This window comes from Streptococcus sp. SM3 (assembly GCF_027497875.1).
Genome location: NZ_JAJNSA010000069.1, coordinates 1 through 12,963, shown reverse-complemented (window position 1 = coordinate 12,963; position 12,963 = coordinate 1). Strand labels below are relative to the sequence as shown.

The 12,963-nt window shown below is 40.4% G+C and carries 8 protein-coding genes and 1 pseudogene; 3 read left to right on the top strand and 6 right to left on the bottom strand.

All coding sequences use genetic code 11. The features are described 5' to 3' along the window. From PAN06_RS09890 to PAN06_RS09865, 6 genes are all read right to left on the bottom strand, one after another. Window positions 1–958: glucose-1-phosphate adenylyltransferase (locus PAN06_RS09890; RefSeq protein WP_269796210.1), on the bottom strand; the 958-nt coding region annotated here is incomplete at its 3' end. Further along, window positions 948–2,876 (bottom strand): 1,4-alpha-glucan branching protein GlgB, encoded by a 1,929-nt coding sequence (gene glgB / locus PAN06_RS09885; RefSeq protein ID WP_269796209.1) that lies wholly within the window; start codon window positions 2,874–2,876, stop codon window positions 948–950. The genes PAN06_RS09890 and glgB, both read right to left, overlap by 11 nt. Window positions 2,877–3,293: 417 nt before the next feature. Further along, entirely contained in the window at window positions 3,294–3,581 is a 288-nt protein-coding gene (locus PAN06_RS09880) for a hypothetical protein (RefSeq protein ID WP_180364293.1), read from the bottom strand. Window positions 3,582–3,649: 68 nt separating this feature from the next. Next, on the bottom strand, window positions 3,650–5,929 hold the full coding sequence (gene pulA / locus PAN06_RS09875; protein WP_269796208.1) for a type I pullulanase: 2,280 nt from the start codon (window positions 5,927–5,929) through the stop codon (window positions 3,650–3,652). Between the two features lie 130 nt (window positions 5,930–6,059). Continuing rightward, window positions 6,060–8,018, bottom strand: coding sequence for an NAD-dependent DNA ligase LigA (ligA, locus tag PAN06_RS09870; RefSeq protein ID WP_269796207.1), 1,959 nt, complete (start codon window positions 8,016–8,018; stop codon window positions 6,060–6,062). A gap of 87 nt (window positions 8,019–8,105) precedes the next feature. Further along, window positions 8,106–10,007, bottom strand: a complete 1,902-nt coding sequence (locus tag PAN06_RS09865) for an ABC-F family ATP-binding cassette domain-containing protein (protein ID WP_269796206.1) — start codon at window positions 10,005–10,007, stop codon at window positions 8,106–8,108. Window positions 10,008–10,160: 153 nt separating this feature from the next. Between PAN06_RS09865 and PAN06_RS09860 the strand changes: the two genes are divergently transcribed. From PAN06_RS09860 to PAN06_RS09850, 3 genes and pseudogenes are all read left to right on the top strand, one after another. Further along, on the top strand, window positions 10,161–11,879 hold the full coding sequence (locus PAN06_RS09860) for a phospho-sugar mutase (protein ID WP_269796205.1): 1,719 nt from the start codon (window positions 10,161–10,163) through the stop codon (window positions 11,877–11,879). 111 nt (window positions 11,880–11,990) lie between these two features. Beyond that, a complete protein-coding gene (locus PAN06_RS09855) occupies window positions 11,991–12,338 on the top strand; it encodes a thioredoxin (protein ID WP_000434637.1) in 348 nt (115 codons plus the stop codon). 160 nt (window positions 12,339–12,498) lie between these two features. Further along, a pseudogene (locus tag PAN06_RS09850) lies at window positions 12,499–12,963 on the top strand (ISL3 family transposase); the annotation flags it as partial.

Here is a 12,963-nt window from a genome sequence, read left to right as displayed (position 1 = left end):
CGCGAACCTGCGCACCTGTTGAGAGGATAGAATGTTTAACAGTTCCATCTACGAAACAGCCATCAACAACCAAGGAATCTTCCACGTGAGCATTTGCCCCAAGGAAGTTTGGTGGTGAAATTAAGTTTCTTGAGTAAATCTTCCATTGACGGTTACGGCTATCCAAGGCATTTTCCGGTGAAATATATTCCATGTTAGCTTCCCAAAGCGATTCAATCGTACCAACATCTTTCCAGTAACCATTAAATTCGTAGGCATAAACACTTTCACCTGACTCAAGGTAATTTGGAATGACATTTTTACCAAAGTCTGACATATCGACATTGCTCTTTTCAGCAGCAACAAGCATATTGCGGAGACGTTGCCAATCAAAAATGTAAATTCCCATAGAAGCTTTGGTAGATTTAGGTTGAGCTGGTTTTTCTTCAAATTCAACAATACGATTGTTTGCATCTGTATTCATGATACCAAAACGGCTAGCTTCCTTAAGAGGGACGTCTAAAACTGCTACTGTCAAGCTGGCATTATTATCCTTGTGAGACTGGAGCATGTCATCATAGTCCATTTTGTAGATGTGGTCTCCAGAGAGAATCAAAACATACTCAGGATTGACACTATCGATATAATCAATATTTTGGTAAATAGCGTGGCTAGTCCCCTCAAACCAACGATTTCCTTCACTTGCAGAATAAGGTTGAAGAATAGAGACACCAGAATTGATACCATCTAGTCCCCAGCTTGAACCATTCCCAATATGGTTGTTGAGAGCAAGTGGTTGGTACTGTGTAATGACTCCAACATTGTTGATGCCTGAGTTGGCACAGTTTGAAAGAGCAAAGTCAATGATACGGTAGCGCCCACCAAATTGCACAGCTGGTTTTGCGATGCTTTGAGTGAGTTTACCGAGACGAGTTCCTTGCCCACCAGCAAGAATCAAAGCTAACATTTCATTCTTCATTTTCTACTCCTTTTTGGTTTTTACTTGTGACGGTTTTAGTAGGTTTCAAGCGGCGTTTGATTTTCCAAACACTTGCTCCCATAGCCGGTAGGGTAAAGGTCAAGGTCTGCTCATAATCTTTCCATAGTCCTTCTTGCGTTTGCACAGTTTGATTATGTTCTTTCCAAACGCCTCCCCACTCTTCTAACTCAGTATTCCAGACTTCTTCGTAAATCCCTGCAACAGGAAGTCCAATTGTAAAATCTTTTCGTTCAACAGGTGCCATATTAAAGATACAGACTAACATATCATCCTTCTTACCCTTACGGATGAAGGAAAGAACACTCTGGTCTCTATTATCCGCATCGATGATTTCAATACCATCATAACTATTATCAATTTCCCACAGACAGCGATGGTCTTTATAAAACTGGTTTAGCTGAGAAGTGAAATACTTCATCTTAGCATTCATTGGGTCTTCTATATTAGACCATTCCAACTGTTCTTCAGATTTCCATTCTAGGAATTGCCCATATTCACTACCCATGAAGAGCAATTTTTTACCTGGGTGACAAATTTGGTAAGTGTAGAGATTACGCAATCCTGCGAATTGATTATAACGATCTCCCCACATCTTGTGCATCATACTCTTCTTGCCATGAACCACTTCATCGTGTGAGAATGGTAGGAGATAATTCTCCTTGAAGACATACATAAAGCTGAAAGTCACCAGGTTAAAGTCATATTTACGATAAATCGGATCTTCTTCATAGAAACGGAGGATGTCATTCATCCAACCCATATTCCATTTGTAGTCAAATCCTAGACCATCTGAATCCTTGGTGTCAGTAATCTGAGTAGCTGAAGAACTTTCCTCAGCTATCATCATAACGTCTGGATGAACTAGTTTAATCACATCATTCAAGCGTTGAAGGAAATAGTAACCCTCATAGTTGAGATTGCCACCATCTTTATTAGGTGTCCATGGAGCATCATCGTAGTCAAGATAGAGCATGTTGCTAACCGCATCCACGCGAATACCATCTAAATGATAAAAATCAATCCAAAACTTAATACTAGAAATCAAGAAAGACTGGACTTCATTCTTTCCAAGGTCAAAATTGAGAGCTCCCCAACCGTAGTTATGAGCCTTATTATGGTCTTGGTATTCAAAAGTCGGTGTTCCATCATAATAGGCCAAGGCATCATCATTGATAGTAAAGTGACCAGGTACCCAGTCTACAATAACGCCTATATTGTTTAAGTGACATTCCTCAACAAAATCTTGAAACTCTTCAGGACGACCATAGGCATGCTCTAAAGCAAAATAACCCATAAGCTGATAGCCCCAACTCAAACCTAGTGGGTGAGACATCAAAGGCATAAACTCAATGTGAGTATAATTCATCTCAACCAAGTAAGGAATGAGTTCATCTTTCAATTGAGCAAAACTATAGGGGCTGCCATCAGGATTTCTCTTCCAAGAGCCAGCATGAGCCTCGTAAATATTGACAGGACGCTCTTCAAAGCTCAAACGTTTTCTACGAGCTAGCCAGAGACCATCCTTCCATTTCTTTTCTGGAATATCTGTTAAAATAGCCCCAGTACCAGGTCGTGCCTCATACCGTACAGCCAAAGGGTCAATCTTCATCAGCTGATGACCATTTGCACGTGTGATATGGTACTTATAAATTTGGCCTTCTTGAGCAAGACTGGTAAAGACTTCCCAGACTCCAAATTCATTCCGTTCCATCAGAATTTGATTTTCAACCCAATTAGTGAAATCCCCTACCAAGTGAACAGCTTGAGCATTAGGCGCCCACACACGAAAAGTATAGCCATACTCTCCATTTTTTTCTTCCCTATGAGCTCCCAGATAGTGCTGGAGGTGAAAATTTTCACCTGTCATAAAGGTTTTTAAAGCTTTTTTCTTATCCATACACCCTCCTATTTCTGTAAGCGTTTTCTATAGATTTATTATACTACCTTTTTAGGGAAGATTCAAGTAAATTACGGAATTTGCAAAAAAATCTTTTGAAAGTCTTCAACAAATTCACTGATGTGTTCACTTGTAAATCAAGAAATTTTCAGAAACGCTTTGAAAACGAATTGTTTTTTATAATACTATCATAAAGTTCGTTATTTAGCTAACAAAAATATAATTTTAAGTAAAAAAATAAATCAGGAAACGAATCTCCTGATTTTATTGTTTTTTTAGTAGTTTAGCATATTTTCGGCACCACTTCCAAGTAAAGTATAACGCACTATACTTTACTTCGTTAGGAAACACTGATACTATAAACTGCACACATCCTACATAGACAGTTGCCATTATGTTTTTTAATATTCTTCAAAACTATATCTTATACAAATTATTTAATCTTTCTAACTCTAATACATTCATACATACTTCTACTCCAGTAACTCCCCCCTTACTATTAATAATCCCACAAGAAAACAGAATCCTCTCCTTACTCAAAATATTTGACAACACCACTAATGATTCTAAAATATAATCCTTTATAATAATAAAACTATTATTTTCATCTTTAACAAACTCTATAAATCCAATATCCTTACACCTATCACCAAGATGAAACCTAAGTGACTTCAAAAAATAATCAAAAAAAACATCACTACCCATAGAAAAGCCTTTAATTTTTTAAAAATATTCTGATATAATCATACAAAAAATAAAATTGTAAATCTATTCTACAAAACTTTAAAAACGCTGGCACTGACGCCACCAACCATGTCTTTATCACTTAAATGGCTATTGGTCACCAATAGTTCTAGATTTCCAGCATTTTCAAACTGGAAGTCTTGCCCTTTAGCATTAAATACAACCAGTAAATGTTCTTCCCCTTGAATCTCATAGACAATCCAACCACTATGTTCGTTGGCTGAATGAACAAAAACATGATGGTAAATCTCATCATAAGTTGGGTAAGAAAAGGCACTGCTTTCTGTCTTCAATCGAATCAGCTGACGGATAAACGCAATACTATCTTGACGCTCATTAATCAAGTCCCAGTTCACTTGGTTCACACTGTCAGGAGCGTTATAGCTATTCATAGCACGTTCTCTATCATCATGGGTCAGCTCACCATTTTCACCAGTCGCAACCAGTTTGGTACGACCAAATTCTTGACCAATTTCCATAAAGGCCATCCCTTGCATAAGTAGATTCATGGCTGTGGCAGTTTCGACCTTACGCATGATTTGCTCGGAACTTTGGTCTGGATGAAGGGTTGCCAACAAATCGTGAAGATTGTAATTGTCATGGGCCTCTACATAGTTAAGGACCTGTTTTGGATGTGTATAGGTTCCTAATTCACGACTGCCTAGGATTGCTTTGGCTAGAATTGGTTCTGTCGCAGCACCACTAACAAAACCTGACTTGATAGCACCGTAAACTTCTCCACCTTTGACAGCATCACGCTGATTATCATTAAAGAAACCGATGTTTGGCATCTGGTAGGCATTGTCCTTCTTAGCCTTATCATAAGGTGCAAGACCTGTTCCCATATCCCAACCTTCTCCATAGAGGATAATGTTAGGGTCAATTTCATCCAAGCTCTGACGAATCATCTGCATGGTCTTGACATCATGAATCCCCATCAAGTCAAAACGGAAGCCGTCAATATTGTATTCCTGCACCCAGTATAGAAGAGAATCAATCATATACTTGCGGAACATTTCATGTTCGCTGGCTGTTTCATTTCCAACACCCGTTCCATTCTGGAAGGTACCGTCTGGATTCATACGATAATAGTAATCAGGGACTGTTGTTTGGAAAGGTGCATCAACGACTGAGAAGGTATGGTTATAGACCACATCCATAATGACACCAATACCTGCATCGTGATAGGCTTGAACCATGGTCTTCAAATCACGAATAACCTGAGCAGGATCCTCTGGATTGGTTGAAAGGCTCGTTTCTGGTGCGTTATAGTTTTGTGGGTCATAACCCCAGTTGTAGGTTACATTCCCGTCCTCATCGTATTCTTTGTGACGATCTGCGATTGGTTGCAACTGAACATAATTGTAGCCCAGCTTCTTGATGTGATCAAAAGCAGTTGACTGACCGTACTGGTTAACCGTTTCAGTCTGAGCAGCACCCAAGAAAGTTCCACGAAGATGTTCATCCACACCTGAGGTCGGTGATTTGGTCAAATCACGAATGTGCATTTCACAAATAACTGCCTTACATGGATTTGCCAAGCGCCAAGTAGCCTCTGAACCGTGCTTGACCTCGAAGTTTGCAACTTGCTTTTCTTCATGGCTCAGGATAGCTGATCGTTTGCCATCAGGACTGGTCGCAATTGTGTATGGGTCGCGAGTAAGACTTTGATGATGAGGAAATTGGACTTGATACTGATAAGCCTTACCAGTCAAATCTTCCTCAACATCCAAACTCCAGACACCGATAGTATTGTCCTTATGATTATAAGAGTAGCTATTGCCTCTCTCCATCTCAAAGGTCTTCCAAACAGGGGCATCATTAGCAGCTGATTCATAAACAACAACCTGCACTTCTGTAGCTGTTGGAGCCCAGAGAGCAAAATGAGCCTGATTGTCCTCTACACGGCACCCCAATTCCCCTTGGTACCCCCAATGATGGTCAAAACTAGCACTATTAATGGCCTTGTCAAAGGCAAAAGGATTTTGATTCTTATAGAAAGGACTGGCGATAGCAGGATTTTCAGAGTAATAAATCCTATCATCCCCTTCCAAAATCCAGACCTCTGTTAAAAGAGGATAGTGATTAAAACGGATAGCATATTCTTTACTAGTTTGGCCTGTATGAACGACAAAATTCAAGCTTTCTAAGGCATGAGCACTTGGGTGTTCAAAACTAAATAAGGCACCAAAATAATCTTCTTTGTAGGTCAGCAAATCAATTCGCTGGTCCTGACTTTTTACAAAAGAACAAGTGTCGTATTCTCCATTCTTGCGATGGTAATGAATGCGCATAGGGTAATTAAACATTTTTTATTTTTCCTTTTTACTTCTATTTTCTTTCTATTTCACTAATAAATTTTCACTAATAAATTTTTGGCCGATTTTGTCCCGATTAACAAACTAGTTATACTGTCTAAAGTCTTGTTTTAAACGATCATTACAGACTTTCTAGCCAAGCTTCATCTCGAACCTCGATACCAAGCTCTTGTGCTTTTTGCAGTTTACTTCCAGCGTCTGCACCTGCCACGACGAGGTCGGTCTTTTTAGAAACACTGCCTGTTACCTTAGCACCCAGACTTTCGAGTTTACTTTTAGCTTCTGAACGCTTGAGACGTTCCAATTTTCCAGTCAATACAACGGTCAAACCAGACAAGGTCGCATCTGCCACTACAGTCTGACCTTTATAGTCCAGATTTACCCCAGCTTCTTTCAATTCTCTTAGGAGAATTTCTGAGCCTTCTGTCGCAAAAAATGTCTGAAGACTCTTGGCAATCACGCCTCCCAGACTTTCGATACTAGCCACTTCTTCTGGATCTGCCTGAGCCAGATTTTCAATTGAATGGAAATGTTGGAGTAAGAGCTGACTGGCCTTGCTTCCTACATGGCGAATTCCCAAACCAAATAAAAGCTTCTCGGCAGAATTTTCCTTTGATGCTTGAATGGCTTGATAGAGTTTAGAAGCAGACTTTTCCTTAACCCCTTCTAAAAGGAGGAAATCTTCTTCTTTCAAACGATAAATATCCGCCACATCCTTGACTAAATTGGCAGCGAAAAGTTTCTCAACAATAGATGGACCCAGGCCTGTAATATTCATGGCATCTCGAGAAGCAAAATGAATCAAACCTTCCATAATTTGGGCAGGACAACGTGGATTGATACAACGGAGAGCCACTTCATCTTCAAAGTGCAACAAGTCAGAGTTACAACTTGGACAGTTTGTAGGGATATCTAGTTTTTTTTCAGAAATCCGTTTGGACTCTACTACACGTAAAACGGCAGGGATAATATCTCCAGCCTTATAAACGATAACCGTATCATCTTTGCGGATATCTTTTTCAGCAATATAATCCACATTGTGTAGAGTCGCACGGCTAACAGTTGTACCAGCTAGTTGTACTGGTGTTAGATTGGCAGTCGGGGTTACAACACCCGTACGGCCAACTGTCCAATCAACAGATAAGAGTTTAGCTTCTTTTTCCTCAGCAGGAAACTTGTAGGCTACTGCCCACTTTGGAGCCTTAACCGTAAATCCGAGTTCTTCTTGACTTGCTAGGTCGTTGACCTTGATTACCACTCCATCAATATCGTAAGGCAGATTTTCACGTTCTTGTCCTATTTCTTGGATAAAATTCCAGATTTCATCTATGTTTTCAGCCAAGATTCGCTTAGGATTGACTACAAAACCTAGTTGTTCAAGGTGATTCAAAACCTTTTCTTGACTGTCACGAGTTGAAGGACTGGCTTCTTGATAGAGGAAGGTAGCAAGATTGCGCTTGGCAACTACTGCTGTATCCAGCTGACGCAGGGTTCCTGCTGCCGCATTACGAGGATTGGCAAATTCAGGCTCTCCATTTTCTTGGCGAGCTTGGTTGACCTGGTCAAAAGAAGCGCGTGGCATATAACATTCCCCACGAACTGTGATATCAAGTTCTTCTGGCAAAGTTAAAGGAATGTCCTTAACACGCTTGAGGTTTTCCGTGATATTTTCCCCAACAGAACCGTCTCCACGTGTTGCACCAGCAACTAAAATCCCCTTTTCATACGTCAGCGAGATAGACAAGCCATCTATTTTCAGCTCACAAATATAGGTCGGATGAGCCACTTCCTTACGAACACGCGCATCAAAAGCTTCAAGCTCCTCACGTGAAAAAGCATCCTGCAAACTATAAAGAGGATACTGATGACTGTATTTTTCAAAACCATCTAAAACCTTGCCACCAACACGATGGGTCGGACTGTCTGCTAATACTTGATCTGGATAGGCAGCCTCCAACTCAACCAACTCACGGTAAAGGCGGTCATACTCACTATCTGAAACCGACGGATTATCGCTGGTATAGTACTCAGTCGCATAGCGATTGAGCAAGGCGACCAACTCATTCATTCTTTTATTCATAAAACTATTTTACCATAAACTAAGCCCTCCTCACAAACGAGAAGGGCGGAAAAATTGACAAGTTTTGATTGTAAGAAAGAAATGTTTTTACACCTGCTCCGATAATTCTTCCCATTCAAGCATAGCTTCTTCCTGACGATGGCTGATTTTGTCCAGTTCAGCCTGCAATTCCATGAGTTTGTCGGCATCGTTTGTTTCCAACATTTGTTCAGAAATGGCTTGGCTTTGACTTTCTAACTCTTCAATTTCAGCTTCTAGACTTTCGATTTGTCGCATGAGTTTGCGAACTTCTTTTTGACTTTCTTTCTGGGCCTGATAGTCATTAACTGGACTTGCTTCTTTTGCTTGATTAGTAGTTGAAATTTCCTCAGTTTGAATCATTTCTACTTCTGCTTTCTTCTCAACATAGTAGTCATAATCTCCAAGGTAGAGGGTCGAACCATTCTCAGACAATTCCAAGACATGAGTTGCCACACGATTGATAAAGTAACGGTCATGGCTAACAAATAGCAAGGTTCCATCAAAGTCAATCAAGGCATTTTCCAACACTTCCTTGCTATCAATATCCAAGTGGTTGGTCGGCTCATCCAGAATCAAAAAATTATTGTTTTCCATGGAAAGTTTAGCCAGAAGTAAACGGGCTTTCTCCCCACCTGACAGCATGCCGACTGATTTTTTGACATCATCTCCTGAGAAAAGGAAGGCACCTAGACGATTGCGAATTTCAACTTCTGGTGTCAGTTTAAAATCATTCCAGAGTTCATCCAATACTGTATTACTTGGTGTCAGCTTGCTTTGGGTTTGGTCATAGTAACCAACCTCAACATTAGCGCCAAATCGCTTTTCACCCTTAATAAAAGGAATCTGGTCCACGATTGATTTAATAAGAGTTGACTTTCCAATACCATTGGGACCAACGATGGCGACAGCATTCATCTTACGAAGGTCTAGGTTAATCGGTTGTGACAGGACTTCCCCATCATAGCCAATAGACGCATTTTCAACAGTCAGGACAACATTACCCGACGTTTTTTCAGACTGGAAGGTCATGTTGGCTGCTTTCTTGCCAGCTTCCGGCTTGTCTAAGCGGTCCATTTTTTCTAGTTGTTTACGACGGGATTGGGCACGTTTGGTCGTCGAAGCACGGACTAAATTACGATTGACAAAGTCTTCCAAAGCAGCGATCTCCTTCTGCTGCTTTTCATAGTTTTTTGCCTCAGTAGCTAGTTTTTGCTCCTTCAACTCTACAAAACGAGAGTAATTCCCCACATAGCGATCCAAGGAATGCTTGGTCAAATCCAGCGTAATTGTCGCAACCTTGTCCAAGAAATAACGGTCGTGGCTGACAATAATGAGAGCACCGCTATAGTTTACTAGGTAATTCTCTAACCAAGCAATAGTTTCAATATCCAAGTGGTTGGTTGGCTCGTCCAAGACCAAGAGATTGGGCTTTTCAAGAAGCATTTTAGCAAGAGCCAGACGAGTATTTTGACCACCTGAAAGCTCGGCAATTTTCATCTGCCACATAGACTCGTCAAACTTGAATCCATTTAAAATCGCTCGAATATCAGCTTCATAGGTAAAGCCACCTGCTTGGCGAAAATTTTCAGATAAGCGGTCGTAATCTGACATCAGTTTATCCAAATCCTCACCAGACTTTTCACCCATCTCCAACTCCATCAGACGTAGTTGTTTCTCAGTCCGACGCAAGTCATCAAAGACATGAAGCATCTCATCGTAGATGGTATTTTCAGACTCAAAACGACTATCTTGAGCTAGGTAAGACAGAGAAATATCTTTTTTCTTATTGATTTCTCCACTAGTTGGCTCCTCTTCTCCAACCAAAATCTTCAAAAGAGTAGACTTACCTGCACCATTTTTCCCAACAAGGGCAATCCTATCACGTTCATCAACCTGTAGATTGATATTATCAAAAAGAACCTCTCCTGCAAAAGAACGTTCAATTTTATTAGCTTGTAAAATAATCATACAAACAGTATAGCATGTTTCCCTAAGGCATTCAAGACTTGATAAACCGACATATGACACCACTTTTCTGAAAATTATGCTACCGTTTTACTAAAACGCTAAAAAGTGCTATAATGTGAACGGTTAAAACAATTTACAAAAAGGAGAATTTCAATGTCTTACCAAGAAAATTACCAGAAATGGGTTGATTTTGCGGAGCTTCCTGACTACCTTCGTCAAGATTTGGAAAATATGGACGAAAAAACTAAGGAAGATGCCTTCTATACAAATCTTGAATTTGGTACTGCAGGTATGCGTGGCTTGATTGGTGCTGGTACAAACCGCATCAACATCTACGTTGTTCGCCAAGCTACTGAAGGATTGGCTCGTTTGATTGAGTCTAAAGGTGGAAACGAAAAAGAACGTGGTGTTGCAATTGCCTACGATAGCCGTCACTTCTCACCTGAGTTTGCCTTTGAATCTGCGGCAGTTCTTGCTAAACACGGCATCAAATCTTACGTATTTGAAAGCCTTCGTCCAACTCCAGAACTCTCATTTGCAGTTCGTCACCTCAACTGTTTCGCTGGTATCATGGTCACAGCCAGCCACAACCCTGCTCCATTTAACGGATACAAGGTTTACGGTGAAGACGGTGGACAAATGCCTCCACACGATGCAGACGCTTTGACTACTTATATCCGTGCAATCGAAAATCCATTTGCAGTTGAAGTTGCTGATGTGGAAGCTGAAAAAGCTTCTGGCTTAATTGAAGTTATCGGCGAAGCTGTTGACGTAGAATACCTTAAAGAGGTTAAGGACGTAAACATCAACACAGCCTTGATTGAAGAATTTGGTAAAGACATGAAGATTGTCTACACACCACTTCATGGTACTGGTGAAATGTTGGCTCGTCGTGCTCTTGCTCAAGCAGGATTTGACTCTGTTCAAGTCGTTGAAGCGCAAGCAACTGCTGACCCAGACTTCTCAACTGTAAAATCTCCGAACCCAGAAAGCCAAGCAGCCTTTGCCCTCGCTGAAGAACTTGGTCGTCAAGTTGGTGCAGATGTTCTTGTCGCAACTGACCCAGACGCAGACCGTGTTGGTGTTGAAGTTCTTCAAAAAGATGGTAGCTACCTCAATCTTTCAGGTAACCAAATCGGTGCTATCATGGCTAAATACATCTTGGAAGCCCACAAAAACGCTGGAACTCTTCCTGAAAACGCAGCCCTTTGCAAATCTATTGTATCAACTGATTTGGTAACAAAAATTGCTGAAAGCTACGGGGCAACCATGTTCAACGTTTTGACAGGTTTCAAATTTATCGCTGAAAAAATCCAAGAATTCGAGGAAAAACACAATCACACATACATGATGGGATTTGAAGAAAGCTTCGGTTACTTGATTAAACCATTCGTACGTGATAAAGATGCTATCCAAGCCGTTCTTGTCGTTGCTGAACTCGCTGCCTACTACCGTTCACGCGGTTTGACACTTGCTGACGGTATCGAAGAAATCTACAAAGAGTACGGCTACTACGCAGAAAAAACTATCTCTGTTACCCTTTCAGGTGTCGATGGTGCTGAACAAATCAAAGCGATTATGGCTAAATTCCGTAACAATGCTCCAAAAGAATGGAACGCAACAGCTATCACTGTCGTAGAAGACTTTAAGGCTCAAACTGCTACTGCTGCTGACGGTACTGTTACAAACTTGACAACTCCTCCAAGTGATGTGTTGAAATACACACTTGCTGACGGTTCATGGATTGCTGTTCGCCCTTCAGGTACAGAACCAAAAATCAAGTTCTACATTGCAGTTGTAGGAGAAACAAACGAAGAATCACAAGCTAAGATTGCTAACATCGAAGCAGAAATCAATGCTTTTGTAAAATAAAGTCCTATAAAAGATGAGACCAAATAATCTCATCTTTTTTTCGTATCAAATCTAAGCAATTTTAGAAACTTTATGGCATACTAGACATATCAATGAAAGCGAGGTAATCTCATGGAACAATTTTTAGATAATATCAAAGACCTTGAAGTCACTACAGTTGCGCGTGCGCAAGAAGCTCTTGATAAAAAAGAAACTGCAACCTTCTTTATCGGTCGCAAAACTTGCCCTTACTGCCGTAAATTTGCTGGTACCTTGGCAGGTGTCGTAGCTGAAACTAAAGCTCACATCTACTTCATCAACAGTGAAGAACCAAGCCAACTCAATGAGTTGCAAGAATTCCGCTCACGCTATGGCATCCCAACTGTACCAGGCTTCGTTCACATTGCAGATGGACAAATCAATGTTCGTTGCGACTCTTCAATGTCAGCACAAGAAATCAAAGAATTTGCAGGATTGTAAAAGATATAAAAAAGAAGGCATTCGCCTTCTTTTTTAGGCTCTATAATATTTGTAGTGGGTAAATCCCCTATGAATCTTATGGAGCCTATTTTTGTGTAGAAAAAAAGTCCCATATGACCTATAATGAAAAGCGACTAAACAACTCATTAGAAAGATTCATATGGAACAATTACATTTTATCACAAAACTACTCGATATCAAAGACCCAAATATCCAGATTCTAGACATCATCAATAAGGATACACTTAAGGAAATCATCGCTAAACTGGATTATGATGCTCTATCTCGTCCTGATTACGCTAGCCAAATGAAGAAATATGATTTTCAAAAATTGTCTAGAATTCCTTACCTTGAAACAATTGGTATCCCCAATAGAACCCCTTCTTAGAAAAGCTGTTTCAAGTGCTATCATTTCTCGAAAATGACTCTCTCCAAAACTTCTCTCATCAATAAAAATTGAGCAAAAGTTGATTGAAAAGACTTCTATGACCGATATTACCCACCAGCAGGCCATTTCAACTTCAACTGTCATTCGCAAGCTCAATGACTTTCACTTTAAGCATGATTTTTCTCGGCTTCCAAAGACTATGTCTTGGGATGAGTACTCCTTTACCAAGGGAAAGAT